Annotated in this window: 20 protein-coding genes; all 20 read right to left on the reverse strand. The window is 42.3% G+C overall.

Going from position 1 to position 24,015, the window contains the following annotated elements; translation table 11 throughout:
* Positions 1-126: 126 nt before the first annotated feature.
* Positions 127-504, reverse strand: a complete 378-nt coding sequence (locus tag HN980_05840) for a desulfoferrodoxin (GenBank protein ID MBT6928993.1) — start codon at positions 502-504, stop codon at positions 127-129.
* The gene (locus tag HN980_05845) at positions 476-2,302 is read right to left on the reverse strand and encodes a motility associated factor glycosyltransferase family protein (GenBank protein MBT6928994.1); all 1,827 of its coding nucleotides are present in this window, start codon (positions 2,300-2,302) and stop codon (positions 476-478) included. Before HN980_05845 ends, HN980_05840 begins: the two co-directional genes overlap by 29 nt.
* On the reverse strand, positions 2,287-2,742 hold the full coding sequence (locus tag HN980_05850; protein MBT6928995.1) for a hypothetical protein: 456 nt from the start codon (positions 2,740-2,742) through the stop codon (positions 2,287-2,289). Before HN980_05850 ends, HN980_05845 begins: the two co-directional genes overlap by 16 nt.
* Positions 2,743-3,162: 420 nt before the next feature.
* A complete protein-coding gene (locus HN980_05855) occupies positions 3,163-3,648 on the reverse strand; it encodes a hypothetical protein (protein ID MBT6928996.1) in 486 nt (161 codons plus the stop codon).
* Positions 3,648-4,184, reverse strand: coding sequence for a hypothetical protein (locus HN980_05860; protein ID MBT6928997.1), 537 nt, complete (start codon positions 4,182-4,184; stop codon positions 3,648-3,650). Before HN980_05860 ends, HN980_05855 begins: the two co-directional genes overlap by 1 nt.
* 1 nt (position 4,185) lies before the next feature.
* Entirely contained in the window at positions 4,186-4,809 is a 624-nt protein-coding gene (raiA, locus tag HN980_05865) for a ribosome-associated translation inhibitor RaiA (protein ID MBT6928998.1), read from the reverse strand.
* Positions 4,810-4,918: 109 nt separating this feature from the next.
* Positions 4,919-5,263: an Hpt domain-containing protein gene (locus HN980_05870; protein ID MBT6928999.1), complete on the reverse strand. Its 345-nt coding sequence runs from the start codon at positions 5,261-5,263 to the stop codon at positions 4,919-4,921.
* Positions 5,260-7,509 carry a response regulator gene (locus HN980_05875; GenBank protein MBT6929000.1) on the reverse strand — a complete coding sequence of 750 codons (2,250 nt, stop codon included), beginning with the start codon at positions 7,507-7,509 and terminating at the stop codon, positions 5,260-5,262. Before HN980_05875 ends, HN980_05870 begins: the two co-directional genes overlap by 4 nt.
* Before the next feature lie 43 nt (positions 7,510-7,552).
* On the reverse strand, positions 7,553-8,062 hold the full coding sequence (locus tag HN980_05880; GenBank protein MBT6929001.1) for a hypothetical protein: 510 nt from the start codon (positions 8,060-8,062) through the stop codon (positions 7,553-7,555).
* A gap of 59 nt (positions 8,063-8,121) precedes the next feature.
* Complete coding sequence (locus HN980_05885; protein ID MBT6929002.1) at positions 8,122-8,646, reverse strand: hypothetical protein; 525 nt, start codon at positions 8,644-8,646, stop codon at positions 8,122-8,124.
* A gap of 2 nt (positions 8,647-8,648) precedes the next feature.
* Complete coding sequence (locus tag HN980_05890) at positions 8,649-9,482, reverse strand: hypothetical protein (GenBank protein MBT6929003.1); 834 nt, start codon at positions 9,480-9,482, stop codon at positions 8,649-8,651.
* Between the two features lie 27 nt (positions 9,483-9,509).
* Positions 9,510-10,013 carry a hypothetical protein gene (locus tag HN980_05895; GenBank protein MBT6929004.1) on the reverse strand — a complete coding sequence of 168 codons (504 nt, stop codon included), beginning with the start codon at positions 10,011-10,013 and terminating at the stop codon, positions 9,510-9,512.
* 39 nt (positions 10,014-10,052) lie between these two features.
* Positions 10,053-12,857, reverse strand: coding sequence for a hypothetical protein (locus HN980_05900; protein MBT6929005.1), 2,805 nt, complete (start codon positions 12,855-12,857; stop codon positions 10,053-10,055).
* Between the two features lie 12 nt (positions 12,858-12,869).
* Positions 12,870-16,676, reverse strand: coding sequence for a PAS domain S-box protein (locus HN980_05905; protein MBT6929006.1), 3,807 nt, complete (start codon positions 16,674-16,676; stop codon positions 12,870-12,872).
* The gene (locus tag HN980_05910; GenBank protein MBT6929007.1) at positions 16,673-17,176 is read right to left on the reverse strand and encodes a PAS domain-containing protein; all 504 of its coding nucleotides are present in this window, start codon (positions 17,174-17,176) and stop codon (positions 16,673-16,675) included. The genes HN980_05905 and HN980_05910 overlap by 4 nt, the downstream gene beginning before the upstream one ends.
* Positions 17,177-17,226: 50 nt before the next feature.
* Entirely contained in the window at positions 17,227-18,045 is an 819-nt protein-coding gene (locus HN980_05915; GenBank protein ID MBT6929008.1) for a HAMP domain-containing histidine kinase, read from the reverse strand.
* 20 nt (positions 18,046-18,065) lie between these two features.
* Entirely contained in the window at positions 18,066-19,430 is a 1,365-nt protein-coding gene (cheB, locus tag HN980_05920; protein MBT6929009.1) for a chemotaxis-specific protein-glutamate methyltransferase CheB, read from the reverse strand.
* A 24-nt stretch (positions 19,431-19,454) separates the two neighbouring features.
* On the reverse strand, positions 19,455-21,551 hold the full coding sequence (locus HN980_05925) for a hybrid sensor histidine kinase/response regulator (protein ID MBT6929010.1): 2,097 nt from the start codon (positions 21,549-21,551) through the stop codon (positions 19,455-19,457).
* Positions 21,552-21,632: 81 nt separating this feature from the next.
* On the reverse strand, positions 21,633-23,483 hold the full coding sequence (locus HN980_05930; protein MBT6929011.1) for a methyl-accepting chemotaxis protein: 1,851 nt from the start codon (positions 23,481-23,483) through the stop codon (positions 21,633-21,635).
* A gap of 4 nt (positions 23,484-23,487) precedes the next feature.
* Positions 23,488-24,015, reverse strand: coding sequence for a purine-binding chemotaxis protein CheW (locus HN980_05935; GenBank protein MBT6929012.1), 528 nt, complete (start codon positions 24,013-24,015; stop codon positions 23,488-23,490).

Consider the following 24,015-nt stretch of genomic DNA (forward strand, 5'->3'; position numbering starts at 1 on the left):
TAGCGTAGAGTTCTAGTTTACCGTTCACAGTTCAAAAACGGGGGTCTGGGGGAGAATCCTCCAGCCATGTTTTTTCCTCTCTGTGTTCTCTGTGGCTCTGTGGTAAAAATCCTACTCCGAACTATCTTATGATTTCCAGAGTCCGTGGAGGTTGCAGTATTCTCGTGCTGTGATTTTGTCTGCGTCGATTAGGAATGTTGCTGTGGGTTGTTGTCCTGGGTGTAGGAACTGTCGGTATGCTTTGTCGCCGGCGAGGACTTCTATCCATTCGATATGGTGATCGTCTTCCATGGGGTGTGCTTCGCTGCCGACCTTTACCGTGAAGCCTCCTTCGATTTTTTCAATGACAGGGACGTGTTTTTCTTTGGCGGCGTCGACGGTATTTTCTTCGAAGAGTTTCATTGTCTCATTACAACATACGAGCTCTCCTATGCCTTCGTGTTCCATCTCGACGATATTTCCGCATACTTCACATTTATATATCTGTAAAAGTGCTGTCGTCATTGTTTTTCTCCTTTTTTACGTGTCTTAGCATTTCAAGGTTTGCCATAGCAAGTATTTTTAGTGATACCATCTTTTTGCTGTTAAGGTCAAGTGTTGCAATGGTGCGTTCTTTTTCGTCGGCGATATCATTCAGGCTTAGGTATTCTCTCTGCATCGCAACTGTAATCGCCACTGCTTTGTCTTTTAGGATATAGTTATAAGCGACTTCATCACGAAGGTCAGCCTCGCACAAGGCTCCCCTTCCCGTCTGCATCTCTGGGGAGATATATCCTCCTTTAGAGACCTTGCCTTTAATTTTTTCGTTCTCTTCGGCGAGAACATCCAAGAGTTCTATAGTATTTTCCAGGCTTTTCTCAAGTTCTTCTATGGAGTTTTCTACGATGTCTTTTGTGTCGGGTGGCATATGTGCATCTTCTAGTGCTGCGTCGATGATGCTCTTGATATCGTATTCTTTTGTTAGATATCGTGCTATAGCGTCGTCTAGTGTTATGTTTTCTATACCTTCGAAGCCGATACCGCCTTCTGTGGCGTTAAGGAACGTTGTCTTCTTATGATCCTTAGCATATTTTTCTGTCCACATCGCTTCGTTACGCCATTTCTGTGTAGTGATGACATCGTTGCCATTGATATCTTTTGCTAAGATAGTTTCGCCGTCAACATCTGACCTTGCTTCAATTTTCTCGTGGGTAATTGTGTCATCGCCGACTCCTGGTGCGTATGCTTTCATGCCGGTATATGCGAGGTCCATCCCCGCGAAAATTATTGGGTTACACCCTAGTGCTCCGAGGATTTCTATGAGGAGGTGTATAACATTATATCCTTCATTTAATACATTGTCGTCAGCAATACCTACTTTTTCTTCGAACCATTCCGCTATAGAGTATCCAGCGCATCTATTGACGTATAGTTTCTTACCATGTATTGCTTTCAATGCTTTGTGATTCATTCTATTACGATAGAAATATGGCACGTCGAAAGCTGTATTTGTGCTGATGCGGTCATATTGTGCGTCGTTGGGATCGACTCCACCGCCGAAATGCGGGGTAACACCATTGGCGTTGAGTGTGTTCATCGCCGACCCTCCAGCTGCTATTACTGCGCGGCCTCCTATATTTTTTATGGTATCGAAATGTTTTTCCAGTGAAGGTCCAGCGCCGCAGACGATAGCGGGAACGTCTTTGAAAGCGCCGTATAAAGCACTAGCTCGATATGCTTCGTGTAATATTGTGATGTTTCTATAGAAGTTCATAAAGAAAGCATGTCCCGCGCCGACGAACTCTGTAAAGGTTCCATCTTTTAGATAGCTATCATGCGTGATGATATCGAAGATACTGGAATATTTTTTCGGGTTTTTCTTTTTATAACTTCTCAATGCTGTAACAGCAGGTTTCATGAAGACAAACAGCGACGTTATCATTCCGACACTTTCTTCGAGATTATCTCCAAGATAGTATATGTGTGCTTGTTTGTCTTTTAGGATATCATTGGCGCGTTTTGTTGCGATGGTGGTTTTTAGTGCTTCTATGGAATCTTCTAAAAATACTATCTGTCGTCTTTCGTCGAAACGAAGCCATGGCACAAGGGCGTCGTAATACCATCCTTCTCCTATGCCGTAGACATATATTATTCCTACGTCGTCGATGTCAGCAGAAGACATATATTTCTGTGCTTCTTCGCAAAAGTCTGATAGCACCGTTTCGTTTTCGTCGGGGCGATAGTTACGAAGTTTTATTGCTACGTCGGGAAAAGTTTTTTCGAGAATTCTAAGGTTCTCGGAAAGCATCACATTGGCATCCATTTTTTATTGGCACCGGCACGTTTGAGGCTGCGTTTTCTTTTTTTGTTTGCGGCGGTTTTTCCTTTCTTGTCTTTTTTATCTCCACCCAACCTCATTGGCTTTTCATCGACTTTTTTGTCGTCGGCCATTTTCTTTACCATAACCTCAACAAACTGTATTTCTCTCTTCATCTGATCTATCTGTTCGAAAAACTTAAGATCTTTCTTTGACAGTTTCTTTTTATTTTCTTCGAGGTATTCTTTGGAGTTTTTCGTTTTAACTCCAAGGGCAGTATTAATCTTATCGGTTTCATCCTTAATAGCTTTCAGGCCATTCTCTATATCGCCAAGGCGTTTAGTGACATCATCGGGGAAATCTTTGTTGATAGTACGTTTCTTCTCGGTGATAAACTTCCACATGGTGAGTACGCTTTCGAACATCTCGTTATATCTTTTATCCATACTTCTATCCTCTTTTTGATACTGACCCTATCGTAATAACATGGCTGTTATATTACAATAATTAGTTCTGCCTTTGGAGTTCGGAGTTCGAAATAGGAATTTTCACCACAGAGCCACAGAGGACACAGAGAGGAAAAAACATGGCTGGGGGATTCCCCCAGACCCCCATTTTTGAACGGTGAACTGTGAACGGTAAATGGTGAACTATAACTCTACGCTCTACGTTATTCCTATCACCCGGACACGGCAGTGCCCCCTCTCACCGTTGTCGTAAGAACTGGATTGTGTTGTGACGTTTGCTATAATAAAAACAAAGAAAAAAAGTACAATCTTCGACAATGGCGACAGCTGTGCGTCCGCTGCGCGCGCTCTGCGCAGTGGGCGCTCTCTGTGTACTCTGTGACTCTGTGGTGAAAAAAATCAGAGTTCGGGGTTCGGAGTTTGGATAGCGGCGACAAGCTCGTCATATGTTGGCATGCCTTCGATGAAGGTATATTTGTCGAGGGTGTTGTTGTACCATCCAGTGCGGAGTTCTGTATCGTTTGCTACGGCGACGAAGCATGCCTTCATATAGTGATTATATCCTGTGACCTGGCTTATCACTTTTTCTGTTATCTTCACGGCCTTACATTCTACGACGAGTAGAGGATATAAGTTGTATGAGGGGTGTATGCCTTTGGCGAAGGCGACGATATCAACGCGGCGGTCGGGAAGAGAGCCTTTGATGTCGGTGAGGTGTGGCATATCGCGAAGGCTTTTTTCGACGGAGATAAGTTCTTTTGGGAAGCCTTTATCTTCGATCATCATAGCAACGAGTTTTTGTCGTATTATCTCTTCTGGTAGCGCCGCCACCCATTCGTTTCTAATGATGTCATATATCTGCTGTTCATTGGAGTCGGAATTCATCACAATACCCAATATATCATTGCTGCTCCTACGCAAGCTCCTACGAGGAAGGCTAGCATGCTTCTCAAGAAACCTCCGCGGCGTATCGTCGGCGCTCTGGGGAATGTCACAACTTTGACAGTACGGGCGTCGGCATCGACGAGGAGCACACCGTCGAAAGGTGCGCTGTGGTAATATTCCATCATCTGTCTTCTTGTGCTGCTATAGAATGGGCTGCTGGCATATGTGCCCGTCTTGGCTTCTACGACGTATATGCTTTTCTTTTTGCGTGCTATAGCGTCGGGGCGCACCTGGTATGTTACGTCTTTGCCGTCGACATACATAGTCATCGACAGTGGTTTTTGCACTCCCGTAACGTCATAGCCGTACGACCTTAGTATACTATCGATACGTTTTTCAGCTTTTATTCCCCAGCGCATGCGGCGTACGCGTCGCCATTGTTCCCACCAGCGTATAAGCTTATAAAATATTATTCCGCCGACGATACCGACGACGACGGTAATACCAATTCCGAATAAAAAAATATATGGTGGCACGTTATTCTATCTCGATGACGCCATAGTCTTCATCGACACGACGGTATATGACTTTTAGTTTATTGCTTTCTTCGTCTCTGAAAATTTTAAACATATCTTCTGAGAGTTCCATCTTCATCATAGCTTCGTCGATAGAGAGTGATTTCAGAAGACGCTTTTCTTTTTTAACGATCTTATGCTGTGAGAATTCACTGGCAAGGCGGCTATATGTCTCTGCTTCGATGGCGTCGTTGATATCATCGACGTCTTCATCGTGGGGGCGTATCACGTTAACGTTCATATCGATAGCCGATAATGCTTTTGTCTGGTGGTGATGTAGGCGGTCTTTGTATTTGCGAAGTTTCGTCTGTAGCCTATCTATAGCTTTGTCGACGGAGACATACATATCGTTACTGACGGCGTTGACCTTTATTTTTACATGTCCTGCTTTTAGCACGATGTCGACGCGGTGTTCGAGTTTCTGTATGTCCATGGTGATAACGACGTCAATGAGATTCTTGCTAAAGCGTTCTATCTTAGCGATTTTATCTTTGGCATATTCTTTCATGGCGTCGGTTACATGAACATGTCGTCCTGTTATTGTGATTTTATATTCTTCGCTTGGTGGTGTTGTTTTTTTGTTCATAAAATGCCTCTCGATTAGATTTTTGAATTATTGACTGCATGCTACCATATCATCGCCGATGATTTCCAGCAAAAACACAGTATTTGAGATTACTACCCCTGTTTGCGACCTATGGAGAAGGGTTATCTGTCAGCCACAGCTTAATTTCTTCGACGAGCTGTTCCACATTTTTTTCAAGGGAAGCAAAAGTATCAGCCGCCTTTTCCAGAGTGTCTTCTCTTGCCATCGTCACCAGCTCCTGTGCCAGGATAAAAGGCTCGCCGGTGGTGATATTACCGACCATACCTTTAAAGGTGTGGGACGTCGTTTCTACAAGATGCACGTCGTTGTTTTGCACGGCATCTCTTATTGCATCGAATGGTTCCTTATATGTCGTGAGGAAAAGCTCAAGGATCTCCCTGATGAACTCTTCTTCTCCGCCGGAGATCTCTTTAAGTGCTTCATGGTCTATCATGTTTGCGCATCCTCTTTCGTTGAGTCCACTTTATCTTTTAGCGCCCATTTTTTCATCACCTGCCACAGTGTATCGAGTTTCACTGGTTTAACGAGATAGTCATTCATTCCGGAGGCCAAGCATTTTTCTCGCTCGCCTTTCAAGACGTGCCCTGTTAGAGCGACGATAACCGCGGGTTTTCCTTCAGAAGACTTTTCATACTCGCGAATATTCTGCGACGTTTGATATCCGTCCATTTCAGGCATCTGGCAGTCCATAAAGATCACATCGAAATGCTTCTGTTTTATCAGCTCGAGGGTTTTTGCTCCGCTCCCACATTCGACGACATCGCAGTTAACGATTTTTCTTAGCATCTTCGCAACGATTTTGCTGTTGAACGCGCTATCATCGACGACGAGTACGCCTTCCATCTTCGTCGAGACGACAGAGAATTCGGCTTTCTCTTCGTCTTCTTCTGCTACGACGACGCCTTTGTCTTCCTCAGCGATTTTGAATGGAAGCGCCAGTGTGAATGTGGAACCTTCGCCCTCTTTGCTCTTAACGGTGATGCCGCCGCCCATCGCCTGTGCTAGCTTCTGGCAAAGATGGAGTCCGAGGCCTAGGCCCCTCTCTGTGGTCTTTTTGTTATTCTCACTGTGGAAGAACCTGTCGAATATCTTAGGAAGGTCTTCTTTTGAAATCCCTGCTCCGGTATCACTGACGGCGATACTATAATTATAATGTTTATTAACTTTCTCGGCGACGACGTTGATTTCCACCTTGCCATCCTCGATGAAGAACTCAGCGTTTTTGATGATACCCGAAAGGATCTGACGGATACGCGACTCATCGCCGAGCACCGTATGTGGTATGTGCATCTCATAATGGCTGTCAAACGACACTTTCTTTTTACGCGTCGTTAGCACCGTTGTAGACAATAAATTCTTAATCATTTCCTCAAGGTTGAAATAGTCTATTGCCAATTCAACTTGTTCTGTTTCTATGTTGGCGATATCAAAGACATCATTGGCGACGCCAAGCAGCGACTCAGCAGAACGCATTATTTGTTGTACTTCTTTCTTTTGTTCTTCGTCTATTGTGCTTTCCAACAACAGCTCGACATTACCGACGATACTCGTCAGTGGAATGCGCATTTTATAGCTTATGGTATCAAAGAATTCATTCCCTGCTAGCACTATCTTCTCGTTCTCTTTCTGAAGTTTCTCAACATTTCCTTTATGCACGAGCATCTCATCTACGGCGACCTTACTCTTTGATGCTTCGTGCCACATAGAGAACGCATATGCCAAGGTTAAGATTATGCTGATGAATAAAACTACGAAAGCAAGAATGCCATAACTCAAGACATAATATCCATCTTCGGCGACACATGTTATCTGCCAGGAACGCGCCCCTATTGTACGGACGTCGACATACGTCATTTTTTTCTCATCGGAGATTTTTATTGAACTATATAGATGCTGTGGGTTGTCGGATTCTGTGACATCCGCTATCGCTATCTCCAGATGGTTGCTTTTTATCGACTTAATATTATAGATGAGGTCTGCAGAGCGGAAGAACCCTAGCAGAAAGCCCTGGATGGCTTCGCGACGATCACGCGCCATACCAAAAACCCTGCCCTGCTTGTATACAGGAAGGTATGCCAAGAAGCCTTGTTGTTTATCATTTTTGTAGACGATGTCGATAGGAGCGCTGATAATAGCACGATTCTCATCAGCAGTTTTTTGCATTATCATCATACGCTCCTTATCGGAGGCTATATCGAAGCCGACAGCTGCCTCGTGTCCTTTCAAAGGCTCTATAAAATAAATGGGGTAATATTCGTCCTGATCAGCGACGGGTATCGAGCGTCCGTCAGCTTCTTTTACTACGATGGAAAATCCTGGAGAAAGTTCTCGCGCTTTTTTCTCAAACTGAACGCGTTGCTCTCGTAAAACTCGTGGCGCCCACTCTACTGCCAATAATACAGGCTGAACTCCTAGAGCTTTATATGCAAAATCGATGAACTTTTTATGATCTACCTCATATATAGAATCAAAATCGCTGAAGAACGCCGTCGTTCTCTTAAAGAAAATAAGCTCTTCGTTGATCTTATTTTCGATAAGGGTCGCTGTTTTTTCCGACGCGTCCCCAAAGCGTTGAGTAACACCTCGTTGTCCTGTCATTCCTAGCAGGTAAAAAATTGCGCCCGAAAATATCAAGCCAAAGAACAGAACAACAACTATATTTTTTTTTCTATTTTCCATTTTCACTTCTCTTTATTTAATTTTACATTTTTCTATTATAAACTTACTGGTCAACAAGCTCTATATTCATCTCGATATCTCCCTGCAGCGCTGTTGCTCCGAGGCCAACATGCAATCGATACTGTATCGTATTATTTTTATAATACGCCTGTGAAATATCATCTACTAATGTTACAGGAGTCGTTGAAATCGTATGCCATCCTAAAGATGTCGCTTCTCCCTGTCCTTGGCCATCGACAGTAAAAGCCGCTTCAAGATATATATATGAATCCTGAATAGGCTGTGCGATGCTCGCCACGATCTTTTTATTGCTCTCATTAGACACGAAACTAAATGTCGTATCACCCTCTCCAATAATATCTTCATCAACGGGCTCTGTCGGCAACGTATTAAACTCCATGAGCACCGTTGGAAATTCAAGGCGCAATATTGCTAAAGAGGGAACCGATATTGTAATAGTATGCGTTACTTCTCTGTCCTTTGGCGCTGCTTCCAAGGAAACCATAAAAACCATAAGAAGAAAAAGCAGTAAGCGCCCGCATTTTTTTTTCATATTTTCTATGCCTTGTTTTTGGCTATCATACGCACTATTTTTTCTCTACAATATTTGTCTTACTCAGCCGATATAGTATACGTTACTATTACACTTGGTATTGATGTAGCGCTAAGGTCTGCCGTTGCGGGGTCATAACCGAATTGATAGGTTAGCGTCGATGCGAATACTGCTCCATTATTAATACTCGTCACAAGGTTTAATGGCGTAATAGACAATATTTTTTCTCCCTGAGAAGATGGTGATGGAGAGCCCTTAACGGTTCCATCTGTATCCATTGTTGCGCTAAGCGTCGTTCCTACCGGCATATTAGCACTAAGTTCTGCGGTAATTTTAGCCGTTCCTGGCTGCCCCATAAGAAAGAAATTGTAATTGGTAGTATCGTCCGACACTGACACTGCCGATCCTCCTCCTGCTATATCAAGTTCGCTAGAAATATCGAGTGTAACGGACCCTCCTTCTATAGTAAACAGCAACAATTGTGGGATAGTAAAGTTAATGGTTTGCGTTTCGGCGTATAGTGTTGATATTATAATGACAAAACCAACACTTGCTAGCGTTACAATTTTTTTCATAACCTTCATAGTTATTTTCCTTGATTCTTAATTGTTTCCATCTTATCTTCAGATCCTGGGACAGTAAGATCATACTGTGCCGCCAAAATGTCATCTTCGCCCTCGAGGAAAAGAAGTATTTGATATTCTCCTTGCGGTGTTTCTTTAGGTATCGTGTATACAAGTTCTATCGACTCATCAGGAAAGATTCTTCTTTCTCGGCCTTTCTCGTCGATGATTTTTTCTCCTGTAGAAGAGAACATCTGAAAAGACGCTGGAGCCTTGAAAACCTTTGAGCCTTTATTATTTACTGCTATCTTAATTAACAGCTCTTCCTCTGAATCTACAATTTTCTTGTCGCCGATTTCAATAATGGCTTCACCAGTACCTCTAATTGTCGCTATCACTCTTATCGCATATCGTATTACAGGGGTTATGCTAAAACCTTTGTTGGTAGTGATAATATTTTCTGTCACAGGCTCGACCATAGCCACACACCAATAAGTTCCAAACAAAGAGTTATCTCTTGGTACGTCGACGCTATATAATATTTTCTTCGACTCCTCAGGCTGCAATGTTACGAACTCCGGAGATTCTAATGTGATCCAGTTAGCGTTAGAACGTGGTGCGCTACCTGGAGGACCGCTAAACGTCGACAATCCGCTGTCATGAAAATCATTAAGATAGATTTTAAAGCCGGCACTTTTGTCACCTTTATTAGACACCGTTATAGAACCATAGCTTTTAGTGCCGATATCTACCGAATAATCGTGTGTTAAAACGCCGTCTATTACAATGTCTCCATACAAATTTCCTAATAAGCATGATGCCATTGTCATAAAAGCAAATACTATTTTTTTATTCATTTGTCTCCTTCTCTCTTTCTAAAAAGCCTATCTTTTTTTTACTTTATTAATAACATTAAGGCTATAAGTTCCTGGCAAGGTATTTTCTGACCACCCTTCAAGCTTATATTGCCCATAAACATCAGCAGCATCTATCTTTGCCGTGCCATAAAAAAAATCGCCTTCATTCTTTTCGATTACAGTATACGACAAGCCTCCTGACAAACCTGCTTGCCCATCATCAATACGTTTAACAGACAATATAAATCCTTCAGGCAAGTCATCTCTTTGAAGAACGGTAACCTTCCATGCTTTTTTATTTGCCCCTGAAATACTCAAACTTAGATCCGCATCATTTTCGAAAACAGATGTAAATCCAACATCCATATCAAAGTCTGCTTGCGAGAGTGTCAAAATCCAACTTGTCCCTGACCCTGACATTGTAAGGGCCCCTTCAGCAGTTGCCGATGCCAAACAAAAAAACATATACAATAAAAAAACACAACCTTTCTGTATCATCCTAAACTTTAATTTCACTTTATACATATTCATATATATATTCAAATTTATTATTTTATACACCTTTCTATATCAAAATTTTCCTTTTTCAAGAAACTTTATTTTTTTTGGTGGCGGAGGAAGTATGCGAATGTCCAGCTCCTTGTCATCATCGGATAAAAGTTCTACCGCATATTTTTCTTGTTCTACCTTATATTTATTTGGCAAATCAGAAACCATAACAGTAATCGTCCATTTTCCTGGAAGGATCTTTAAAATATCAAACTCTCCGGCACTATTAGTGATTGTCCTTACCGTCTGTTGTGCATCTTCTGAGATGAGAAGTATTATGGCATTAGGAACAACCCTTTCACGTTCAAGGTCTTTCGGAACATCAATCGGTGTTTTGGGTTCGCTCCACTTATATTGTATTACCGATCCTTTTAATCGCGCTCCTACAACAAAAGGAATATCTTTCGTTATAGTTTCTTTTCCTGGAAGATTAATTTCTATAGGCTCAGGCAATGTGGCAACGAGTTTATCAGGCTCGCGCTCAATATACATTTTATGCTTCCCTGCGTCGACACCTTTGAAAAAATATTCTCCTTGACTATCAGTTCTTGTCACCCTATCTTCCATTTTTAACAGCAATCCCTCGATAAATTTCCTCTCTTTTTGTTGCTGTTGGAATGCGGTGCCTTTCAATGAGGCTTTTTTAGGATCTCTACCATATCGCAGTCCAAAAGGAACGGCATATGAAAGAGACAGCCTGGTATCCCTATCAATCACTCCTCTTGTCGTAGACCTCCAGAAGGCCAGGCTCGTTCTGAAGGTGTATGCCTTTCGCTTGCGGGCGATGAAATCTAAGCGCACTCTTTCACTTTTTCTGTCGTTGCCGGTCATTCTGTGTCTATATCTCATAGCAAGATTAATATATGTGGCGCTTTTATTTTTTATTCTCCAAGAGCCTGATATAATCTTCTCTCGCGACCATAGCGGTATTATCGCATCAAAGTTTTGATGTCCCGCCATATATACGGCATTAGCCGAATAGCTATCGCTTATTTTGAAGTTCCATGAAATCAAATAGCGTTGCAAATCTTTTTTATAGCTATTATCGGCGACGTCATGATACGTGCCGCGTTCCGCAGAAAGCATCATACTATCTGAAGAGGTTGGAACATTTAATGTAAGTTGCCCCCATTGCTCTCTGTTATTCGACGTCTCTGCATCGAGAAGGTCGATATATTTTTGGAAGCGATATGCAAGGGATGCTTGTATGCCACTACTATATTTATGTGATATTCTCGAGCTATAGTTTGTTCTAGAGCTCGCCGAAGTTTTTTCAAGATCTTTATGAAGATTGCTTTTTGTTTTGCTTGCGGCGACGTTAGCTCTCGTATATGTTCCAAGTGGAGTAGAAAAAGAGCATGTTAGCATATCCCTGTCGTTATATGAGCTTATATAAGATGGTGAAGCACGCAGTTTCCCTAGAGAAAAGTAACGCCCATGGTCGTCTTTTCCGTCATAAAACATGCAATATGCGGAATGTGTTTCCGCATAGCCCCTACGGACACTTTTTCCATATTCGGTATAAATTTTATGGTTTTTAACATTTTTCATCTGTACGTCAACGGTATATGTTATCCCGCCGTAGACATCTGGCGTGAACAATTGTTTTGTATCGAAGAGATTACATCCCACCTCAACATATTCATGTGGTGCTACGGCGATTTTCACCCCCTTTCCCTGTTCTGGCCTCTCACTATCGGGATGATTTTGCACGTAGAAAGCTTCAAGTGACACGATATCATTACTCACGATGCTCTTCATTCCACGACCATATCGTCCATTTTCCGTCAGCCTTGAAAGAGTGTAGGAATTATCGCCAAGCTGTAACGACCCTGAATCTTGATAATAGTTGGCATACAGCCTTAAGTCATTATTAGGCTTTTTTAAGTCAGGCTCTTGATAATAAGGGCGATGAAACATATATTCCACTCGGCTATTTTTTTCTTTATTGATGGTCCCCTCTCCCTTTATATCTACCATGAGTTCTCTTTTTGAATTCTGCTCTTTGTAAGAGATCTTAAATTCCGACGGTATGCTAAGGAAATATCCCTCATATGCCTCGGGAGAAGGGATAAGCATCACCGACGTAGGTATGCGTGCTAAAATGGTGTCGTCTTTTTTCGAGCTCGCGATAAGGGTAATTTTTTGAGTCGCCTGTTTTTTTAGAGAGACGTCGGTGTTACATGTTATTTTCACCGACGTTGAAGAGCCTGGTAAGATAGAAAACTCCTCGGGTGTTATCTTGATAGGCATCTGTGGCGTTGAAGCGACACTCATCATAAGATCAACGGGGAAATTCCCCTGGTTATACACGTTATATTCTATGGAATATGTTTCTCCGGCGATGATGATTTCAGGTTTGACTTCGACGCTTCCTGTTATGTTCACGAACTCTTCGATCACAACGGATATTTCTTTGCTCACCTGTGTATATGGGGTATTTTCGTCTTTGACGACACACTGTATGCTGTATTCGCCGGCAGCTGCCATGCCGTTCGATTTCACTATGGCCATATTGAGCTTCGATTCTCCAGGCTTGAGAGTCATCGGTTTTTTCATGCCGAAGACAAGAGACCACTTTTCTGGAAGAACAACCTCGCTCGACAGTGTCATCTCATTATCCGATGTGTTGGTGACGAGGTATTGTACAGAGATGCTTTCTCCTGTCTTTGCCATTATTGGTGAAGCTGTCGTCCACGCTACTGTAAAAGACGCGGGTTCTTCTGCGGAAAAACTTTGGTGTGGCACAGCAATAAAAGATAAGCATATTGGTATTAATAGCGCATAGAAAAACGACAACCTCCTTTTTTTTTGTATGCTTTTCATATTATTTATGGTCTATGTTAATAATGCTCGCAGCTTAGTCATAAGCTCTTTATTGCGGTATGGTTTTTGAATAAATCCTGCTAAGCCCACCGCCTTTAAATTACTGACAGCTTCCTGTTCGTTATATCCGCTACAGATTATAACCTTCACATCTTTTTCAATATCGCTCAGCTCATGGAACACCTCTTCGCCGTTCATCTTCGGCATGACGAAGTCAAGGAGGACTGCGGAGATCTCATCTTTATTCTCACGGAAAATGTCTATACCTTGAGGGCCATCGGAGGCCACGAGGACGTCAAATCCTGCCTTCTCCAGAAGGCGCTTTCCAACGGTACGTGCAAGTATTTCGTCGTCGATGAGTAATATTGTTCCGCTACCTTTCCAGTCCTTTAAGTCGTCGCCATCTTCATCTCCATGCTGTATCGCCACTTTTTTTGTGCTCATCGGGAATAGGCAGGTAAACGTTGTCCCTTTCCCTATCTCGCTCTTAATACGGATGCTGCCTTTATGGCTATTGACGATCCCCAATACGGCAGCAAGCCCCAGACCTCTTCCTGTGAACTTCGTGCTGAAGAAAGGGTCGAAGACTTTTTTTATAGTATCGTCCGACATCCCTCCGCCGGTATCGGTTATCTTATAATACACATAGGTGCCAGCTTTTGGCTTCCCGCTAAAGGAATCGTCGTCGAAACAATGCTCATCACACTCAGCGACTCCCGTTGAAATTGTTATGACGCCTGTTTTGTCGCCGATTATCTCGGCGGCATTGATAATGAGGTTCATAATAATTTGTCTGATCTGTGTGATATCGGCTTCGATGTTTGGTATTTCTGCGGCAAATTCCTTCCTAATCTCGATTTTCTTTGATATCGAGGCCGACATCAGCTGCGCCATATCGTTCAGAACATCGCTGAGGCTGAAGATTGTTGTCTCTATCTCGCTACCTCCCGAATATGCTAGCATCTGCCTGCAAAGCCCTGTTGCCCTATCGCCTGCAGACTCTATATCTTTGACATACTGATACGTCTTGGAATCCTTTGGGACGTCCATCAACACGGCATCGACATTACCCATAATACCTGTCAGCAGGTTATTGAAATCGTGTGCGATGCCTCCTGCCAGCATACCGAAGCTTTCCATTTTTTGCGCATATTGAAACTGTGTCCTCAGCTTTTTCCTCTCGCTGATATCCCGTAAGATTATCATAGTTCCTATGATGTTCTTATCGACATCTTTTACCGGCGTTATATTGCAGTACAGTGTCCTTTCATCTTCATCAACGACTTCTTTCGTGGTAACTTTTTTCGCCTTCAGCGTCTCGGCAAGCTCCTTATCAAGGCTTAGTTTTTTCAATATATCTCTGAATTCTTTTCCGCTAACCTCAGCATCGGCATTGAGACCCAACAACGTCCGTGCTCGCGGATTTAATATTACAGGGTTATTTCGTTCGTCAAGCATGATGACACCGTCTACCATGCTCTCGACTATGGATTCCATCTTTGTTTTCTCTGCAGTAGCCAATAATCTCAAGTGGTGGATAGCATTAGAAACCTGATTTGCCATGGTATGTATTATCTTTATATCTTCTTCGCCAAAAGCCTCATCTTTACAGCTCGACACGTTCATCATCCCTATGACATTACCGCCGACGCTAAAAGGTGCGTTGAATGAAGACCGCAGAATATCGAACTTCCTATCTTCTTCCGGTTCTGCATCGGGATCTGAGGGTATAATGGAAACGCTCGTATCTTTGTCGCTGATGTTCTCTTCTGTGGACAAAGAAGTTGAATAGATAAGGCCATCTTTGACCTGTGTGACGAAGTCATCGCCTTCTGAATACGCTGATTTTACGGTGATATTTGCCGTGTTCTCGTCGAACAAAAGAGCGGCACAGACATCATAATCCACGATTTTCAGCAAAGACTCCATTATCAATTTCATCAATTCCTGATAATCCGATGTGTATGCGATGGCGCTAGAAATCTCAGAAAGAGTTGTTAGTTCTGCCGTCCTCTCTTTGACTTTTTCTTCGAGGCCTTTGGAGAAGCTTTCGATTTCAGTTTTCGCAACGCTAAGTTCTTCGTTCGTTTTCTCAATCTCGCTCTTCGCTTCCTGCATGTCCTCCATTATGTTAAGAGCTGCTTCCTGCGATTGCTGTAATTCATCCGTCCTCTCCTTGACTTTATCCTCCAATGTTTTCGAGAAACCCTCTAATTCTTTCTTGGACTCTTCCAATTCAGAAATCATCGACAACTTTTGCCTCATATCGCGGGCAACACATACCACGCCTTTGAGCGCGCCCTCATCATCTATCATCAAAGAAAGGCTAAAATTAACAGGTATACTTTCTCCCTCTTTTGTTTTACATATAGTATCGAATTGTCGTGAGCGACCTTCTTGTATTAGCTTACTGAAGTTCTCTTCTCTGAAAGCTTCATCGTCGCAGAACATCTCCATATGCTCGCCGATAAGTTCTTTTTCTGTATATCCCAACAGCTCCTCTGTATATTCATTGACGGTCTCGAGTGCCCCATCGATGTCGATAACAAGCAACGCATCGTGCATCGAAGACACTATATTTTCAGAATATTCTTTTGCTTCCCTGCTTTCTTTCTGATTATGTTTTATCTCTGAAACCATCTTATTGAAGGCGTCGGAAAACTGTTCTATCTCGTCGCCGGTTTTTATCTCTATTATCTTGCTGAAGTCGCCTTTACCGATTCTTTCCGTGGCATCACGAAGTTTCTGTATAGGAGCGACGAGTTTTTTGCTGAAAACCAATGCCAAAATTACCATTACTATAATCAAAATCGGAGTGAGCAAAATTCCTTGTATAATAAGCCTGTTTACTGCGGCGAACACATCTTTTTCACTCTGCCCGACAAAGATTTTCCATGATATCCCTTCTTTTAATAAGAAAGGATTACGGACTTCCGCGCCTACTATGATTATATTTTTTTTTGCCCCAAAAAGTTCTTCTTTTATATCATCACTTTTCTTAATACCATCTGATAGTTTAAGGAATTTTTCGTCGTGAATTTTTATAGTATAAGGCTCCATATCATGATGGTATACTATATAACCGTCTTTCCCAATCAATGTTGCGCTGCCAGTCTCTCCTCTTTTAAATTTCTTCAGCATCGTCAAGAAACGATCTACGTTTACAATGGCTTTACATACACCAATTACCTCCTTTTCCTCACCATATATTGGAACAGAAATTGACATTCCTAATGTCCCTGCCGACTCGTCATATTCAAGATCTTCGACGAAAATCTTTCCTTCTCCTTCGCTATAGGCTTCCTGCCACCATCTTTCATCGGCCTGATAGAAGTCCGACGTTTTATTCGAAGCGGCTACCAACCCTCCTTTTTTGTCTGTTATGAATATCTCTTCTACAGCGTTGTCGTTTCTTGCTATGCTTTTAAGTTTTTCTCCTGAGCGGCTTTCTTGAGTTTTTTTCACCAAAGGGCTTTCGCTTGAATTTTCTTTCCATATTTTATCTTTCTCCAGGAAAGCTCTTTTTATATCTTCAGGGTTTATTGTCTTGTATTTTTCATTGGCTTCTACAAGATCATCTTCCCATAAGGACCTGTCGGAATATATTTTTATATCTTCGATTTCCTCGGAGACGATTTTACTCATAGTCTCTGCAAGCTGTGTAGACGACTCTTTAAAGGCTTCTTCTGCACTTTTTCTCATCAGATTCGTTGCAGCGTAATATCCTAGCCCTATTCCTATTGCTATAACGGTAAGAGTAACGGTAAAAACAAGCGTTATAATTTTACGTCTTATCCCTATCTTAGGTTCACCTTTCACTTTTCCTCTCCTAATTTCTCTTCTAGCTCTTTGATATATTTCTTCATCTTAATCATATCTTGTTCTCTACCAACGGCGACTTTTTGGAAGCTCTCCAAGTCTTGGACTTTCTTTTTTATTTCTTTTTCGGCATCTTTTGCCTCTGAGATGTTTCGTGCTATATGTATTGAGCCGGCGACCTCGCCTTTTTCGTCAAAGATTGGTGACGTTGTAACAGAGAGCGGTATGCCAATATTTGGATCGTCGACCTCTTCGATATGAGCCTTTCCGTCCTCTTTCGTCTGTTTAAACGGGCAATTTCCCCAAGGTTCGCCCCTGTTGTGGAGGACTTCGTAGCATTTTTTTCCGACGATATCTTCTTTTTTAACCTTAAGAGCATCGCATAGGGCTTTATTTGCTTTTGTTATGGTGAAATCTTTGTCCTGTATAAATACTAGGTCGGCGATAGCGTCGAAGGTTTCGTCCCACTCGTTTCTCTGTTCTTTTTCTTTGTCTGTCATCTTTCCATATCCTTGGTTGCGAGCTTTCTTTCCTTGCTTACTTACTGACGTTAATTACTGTCGCCATTCCGAGGGATTATTACTATGAAGGTATTTCCTTTTCCTTCTGGACTTTCAACCCACACTTTTCCGCCGTGGAGTTCTACGATATCGCGTGTTATTGGCAGTCCAAGCCCAGTACCTTCTTGCCTCCCTTCTGTTATACGTTCGAACTTATCGAATATTTTCTTCCTCTTATCATCGGGGATCTCTATCCCTGTATCAGAAACTTTTATACAAACATCTTCTTCTCGACATTCTAATGAGACGTGAATTTCTCCACCTTTTGGCGTGAATTTTACGGCGTTGCTAAGTAGATTTATTATGATTTCTTCGAATTTGTCTTTATCGACATTGGCGGTGCATCCTTTTATATCTAGATCGGCGTCTATGTCGATGTTTTTCTTGGCGCACTCTTTTTTATAGAGGACCATGGTCTCTTCTATAAGCGCCTTGACATCAATATTTTCTTTATTAAGCTTCATCTTCCCAGACTCTATTTTTGCGATATCGAGCAGGTCGTTAACCATCCTTATAAGTCGTTCTGCAGAACGTTTCCCCGACTTCAGAAATGCTTTTCCTTCTTCGGAGATTTTCTCGCTGAAATCTTCTAATATTGTCGCTATGGACTCCCTTATAACGAATAGAGGGTTTCTGAATTCGTGTGAGACATTTGCTACGAACTGTGATTTCAGCTCGTCGAATCTTTTAAGTGCTTCGTTTTTTTTCTCGACTTCCTTGTATAGGATTTTCATTTCTTCGTTAGTTTTCTGTAAATCCCATTCATTCTCGGCGAGTTTTTTTTTAAGATCTTCTATATTTTCTGTCATCTTATTTTCATCCTATTTTATTATAGCAGCTTCTCAGCTACTTCAATGAGGTGTTCGAAGTCTGACGTTTTAACGACGTAGTCGTCGGCGCCAGCATCTCGAGCTTTTTTTGCATCGAATGCATCGATATTCCCTGTAACCACCAAGACTTTTGGTTTAGCGAGGCCTTTTTCTTTCTTAACATTTCTACATACCTCGAAGCCATCGATTCCTGGCAAGATTGTGTCGACAATCATAAGATCATGATCTTTGAGCTTTTCAAGGCCTTCTTCTCCTGTCTCTGCCATAGTGACATCATAGCCTTCGCCTTCGAATGCTGCTGCCATCATTTCTAGTACGGTGGGGCTATCTTCTATGATAAGAACTTTCTTTTTCTGCCGTTTTTTTCCTTGCGTCGCCTTTATTATCTCTTGGTAGATATTTTCTAGGCTAACGACGACGTCTATACACCCTGTCTTTATTGCCTCTGCGTTCATCCCGAATATTGCCGAAGACTGTTCATCTTGTGCTATAGTAATCCCTCCAGCGGCTTTTATTTCTTGCATGCCTTCTACGCCGTCGCGTCCCATCCCTGTCATTATTACGCCTACGGTATTTTCGCCATACTCTTTTGCTGCAGATTTCATCATGGTGTCTATCAAAGACATGCCGTAGTCTCGTTCTCCTTTTACACAGGTTATTATTCCGCCTTCTCCTATCTCCATATCGCTATCATCGGGAGCGATTAATATCGTACCTTGTGCTACGATGTCACCTTCTTCAGCGACTTTTACGTTAAGTGCTGTTTTGGTGCCTAGCCATTCTGCGAAGCCTTTTATAAAGCCTTCGGTCATATGCTGTGCTACGACGAACCCTATGGGGAAATCTTCGGGGAATTTTGACAGAAAGAATTCTAGCGTCTGTGGGCCTCCTGTTGATATTCCAATAACGACAACTTTTGTTGCGCTACTTTTCTTTTTCTGTGGTCCTTTATTTATAGCGTATTTCTTCATCCTTTTTAAGGGCTTGACCTTCGAAGCGACTTTTATCTTCTCGACGAGTTCCTTTCCGAGGTCTTCGACATCTTGTTTTACTGAGATGAAGTCCATTGCCCCTACGTCTAGTGCCTTCATAATAGTTTTTGCTTCCATACCGCTTACTGCTATTATTGGTATTGGAAATTCTTGCATTATCCGTTCTATTGCTTCGAAGCCTCCCATTATTGGCATGGTGATATCCATAGTGATGACATCGGGTTTAAGCGACAGGGCTTTTTTAACGCCTTCTTCGCCATTTTTCGCTGTATCGACAACTTCAATATCTCCTGAAGTGTTAAGGATCTCTGTAAGCATCCCACGCACTAATGCAGAGTCGTCTACCACTAGAACTTTTATCTTTTTATCCATGTTTTTCCTGTATATTTTTTTTATTTACCCGATAAGTCTCTCTATAGTGTTTAGGAGAGCGTCGGAGGTGAACTCGCTTTTAAGGATATACGCTTCTGCTCCTGCTTCCAGTCCTCGTCTTTTGTCGGCATCTTTTGCCCGTGTCGTCACTATTATTATAGGAATATCTTTATAGACCTTATCATTTTTTAGCTTCTCGGTAAGCTCGAAGCCGTTCATCTTAGGCATAAGGACATCTGTTATAACGAGGTCGAATCTTTCCTGGTGTGCTATCTTGAAAGCTTCTTCGCCATCGGAGGCTATGACAACGGAGAACCCTGCGGATTCTAGGATGTTCTTCTCTAGCATGGCGGTGCTGATAGCATCTTCTGCTAGAAGTATTGTCTTCTTTTTGTTTTTTGTCCTTTTAGCTGCTTTAACTGTTGGTGCTTGTACGATATTCTTTATGACACCGCTTTCTGTGAAGTTTATTATCGAAGGAACATCGATGATAAGTATCACTTTCCCATCGCCGAGGATACTTCCTCCTGCGATATTTTCTATATTCCCTAGGATTCTTCCTAGTGGCTTGCTGATAATATCCTGGCAGCGTGATATAGCATCGACCTGCACCCCGATTTTACGCCCTGAGCATTGTACTATTACTACGACGATATGTTTTTCTTCTGATATCCCTTTCCTTGCTATACCGAAGACATCTTTTATATTTACAAGAGGGATTATCTCTCCGTTACGTGTTATCGCTTTTTTTGTTTCTACGGCGTTGATATCTTCGACGGCGACACGTACAGTTTCTACGATGTCATCGACGGGGACGGCAAAAACTTCACTTCCGACCTCTACGATAAGGCTCTCTGTTATTGCTAGTGTTATCGGAAGTTTTATTATGAAAGTCGTCCCTTTTTCTGGCACAGAAGATATCTCTATACTGCCTTTTAGATTTTTCACGATATTATAAACGACGTCCATGCCGACACCACGCCCTGAGACATCATCAACTTCGTCTTCGGTGGTGAACCCTGAAAGGAATAGCAGCTGATAAAGCTGCTGTTCGCTCATATTTTCGGCGTCTTCTTTTGTGACGATATTTTTATCTACGGCATATTTCTTAATTTTTTCTATATCGATGCCGCTGCCGTCGTCGGAGACTTCTATTACAACGTTCTGTGCTTTCTGGTATGCTTTAAGTATTATCTTCCCTGTGGCGTCTTTTCCTTTTTCTTTGCGGTCTTCGGTTTTTTCTATTCCGTGGTCGACGGCGTTCCTTAGGATATGCAGCAGTGGATCTTTCATGGCATCTACAATATTCTTATCAAGGAATGTATCTTCTCCTTGTATCTCAAGGTCTATATCTTTCCCTCTTTCTCGTGAGAGGTCACGCATAGCTCTCGGGAATATCTTGAAAAGTTTCGATATTGGCACCATCCTAAGGTTCATCACTTCACGCTGTAACGTTGCTATGATGAAGTCCATATTCTCGTCTAAGGTTTTAAGCTCTTTAATCATCCCTACGAAGGACTCTCCCAGGCTTTTTGTTGCCTCTGACTCTTCTATTATCCCTTTAACGACATCTTTCATGCCTATCTTCGCGACGTGTAGTGTCCCTGCTAGATTCATCAGGTTGTCGAGCTTTTCTAACCCTACACGCAGGCTCTCTTCTGTATCTTTTGATGTTTTTTTGTAGGTTGTTTTCTTGTCTTCTGATGTTTCTTCTTCTGCAGCATTATCTTCTACTTTTTCATTCTCTTTTCCGAAGAATATTTCGTCGCCTCTTTTACATAGGTCTTCAACGTCTATTTTTCCTTTCTTATCTTCTATCAACGCTTCCACGGCATCGATACTTTCGAACAAGACATCGAAATGCTTTTCCTCTATAACGAGCTGTTGTTTCAGGGCTTTTTCAAAGCCTTCTTCCATCCTATGTGTTATCTCTACGATATCTTCGAAGCCCATCATCGTAGCAGAGCCTTTTATAGTATGCGCTTCGCGCATCAAAGCTTCTAGGACGTCCTTATCTTTATTATCTTTTTCTAGTGCAAGAAGTCCCTCGTTTATCTTGAGGATATGCTCCTTAGTCTCTTCTTTGAAGCTTGCGATAAACTTCGACTTATCAATAGTCATATTTCCGCCTTCCTTATGTTGATGATGGATTAGCGCTGGCGGCAACATCTGCCGCCAGTGCGTTCTTTTGTCACAGGATCTCTACACTTCTTCTTTCACTGTGAATTTGTCTACCATCTTTTTAAGCGCTTCGCCGAGTTCTGCCATCGCCTGTGCTGCTGTCGTCGACTCTTGCGCTCCTTGTGTTATCTGTGACATGGCGGCGTTTATTTCATTCATCGCCTCAGATATCTGGTTGGAGGTGCTTATCTGCTGATTAGAGCTCATAGAAATCTCTTTAGTCCTTGCCGCGGTTTCTTCTGCGACGCGTTCTTCTTCTTCTACGCTGTTTGCGCTCTCTTCCATCGATATTATAGCGTTACTCATCTCATGTTGTATTATCTCTATTAACGCTGTTATATCTTTCGTCGACTTCGCCGTAGAATCTGATAGTTTCCTTATCTCGTCAGCGACGGCTGTAAATCCTAGGCCATATTCTCCTGCACGCTTCGCTTCTATCGCGGCGTTTACTGCGAGGAGGTTAGTCTGGTTTGTGACTTCGTTGATAACATCAGTTATCTGTCCGATTTTCTGTGATTTCTCGTTAAGGGACGTTACAATAACGCCGGTCTTGCTTATCGCTTCTTTGATTTTTGCCATCCCTTCCATAGCATGTGTTGCTGATTTAGCGACTTCGGCGATGTTCTCTCCTACCTGTTCGGCGCTAGTCATCATTTCCTGAGTAGAAGATGCTGTCTGGTTTATTGCAGCGGCCTGTTCGTTGGCGTTGGCGACTTGCTGCTGGCTCGACGACAGTATCTCTGCGCTAGAAGCTGCTATCTCGCTAGAACCTTTTTGTATCTGAGATATGATATTGTTAAGGTCGTCGACCATCGCTGTGAAGCTCTTCGAAAGGGCGCCTATCTCGTCATGGCTTTCTACAGCTATGCTCTTTGTAAGGTCTCCTTGCGACACTTCTGCTGCAAGCCCTGATATTTGTAATACTGGTGTAGCGATTTTTTTTGCGATGAACATAGCGACGACGGCTACTACTGCTGCCATGATAATTACTATCAAGATCATAACGTTTCTTAGCGCTATTGCTGGTGCGAAGGCTTCAGCAGCGTCGATTTCGGCGACGATAGTCCATTTCTTTCCGATAGCTTCTTCGATATTTTTCGCAGAATAATATCCTAAGACGGCGATGTCACGATAGTCTTTACCTAGTAAGGTGCTTTCTAAAACACTATGAGCCTCAACGACGCCCTTAGAAAACACTCTCTGATTCAGGATGACGCTATCGCCTTTCTCGAAACGCGACGCTGTAATCATATAATCATCTTCGTTGATGATATACATCTCTCCGGTATCTCCCATCCCCACTTTATCGTTGGTGATAATGTTGAGACCCTCTATAGAAACTCTTACAGCTAGGACTCCCGAGACAGCGTTGCTATGAATGTCCTTTATCGGCACAGAGATAACAAATCCTATATTACCCGTCGACAAGGACTTATATACATCTTTAAGGTACACATCATTTTCTATAGCGCCGACAAAATATGAATCTTTATTTTTGTCTATACCAATATTCTCTTCCTCTGAAGAGGCTATTATCATACCTTCTTTATTCATCACAAAAATTTCATCGAAGGTAAGCTCTGAATATTCCCCATCGATTTCTTCCTGTATACGTATCGCATCTTCGATATTTTCTATGACGTCGTTAAACGACATCGCCTTCACAGTTAAGAACATATGCTCGAAATAATCGATGATATGTGCTTCGCGCGACTCCCCTGCAGCTTGAAGCTTAGTAAAAGCCTCTTTTTCTATAGTTTTTTGGAATTGGCTATACGAAAACCATCCCATACCTACGAGCGGGATCAGCGAGATGCATAGCAATAGCACCACAAGCTTTGTCTTCAACTTCTTAAAAAATATTCCCTTCATTTTCTTATCCCCCTTCTTCTAAACTTGTGATTTCTCTACAATGTAAAACTTTCCCGAGGTCCAGCAGTGCTATGATGTCTTCGCCGACCTGCACCTGTCCTTTTGTGAAAGCCATGGCATCGCCTTTAAGCGTCGCTATCGGCTGCTGTATATCCTCAGGGTTTATTTCTATGGTATCGTCGACTTTATCGACAAGTATACCAACAAGGTCTTTGTTGACGTCTGTGACAATCACCCTTTTACCTTCTTTTTTTTCTTTATCTTCTTGATCTCCGACGCCGAAGAAATATCTCATATCGATGACGGTAACGATCTCTCCTCGCAGATTTATTACACCGACGATAAATTGCGGTGTATTTGGTACTCGTGTTATTTCAGGAAGTTTCACTACTTCTTTAACATCTTCTATTCTGACACCGTATTTCCCTTCTTCCAGTTCGAACGACAAGACGCTCATCATCTCGATATTATTTCTGTCTTCGGCGTTATCGTTATTGTCAGCCTCTAATATTATTTTATCCTCTTCACCCAT

The organism is Waddliaceae bacterium, assembly GCA_018694295.1.
Taxonomy (GTDB): Bacteria; Chlamydiota; Chlamydiia; order Chlamydiales; family JABHNK01; genus JABHNK01.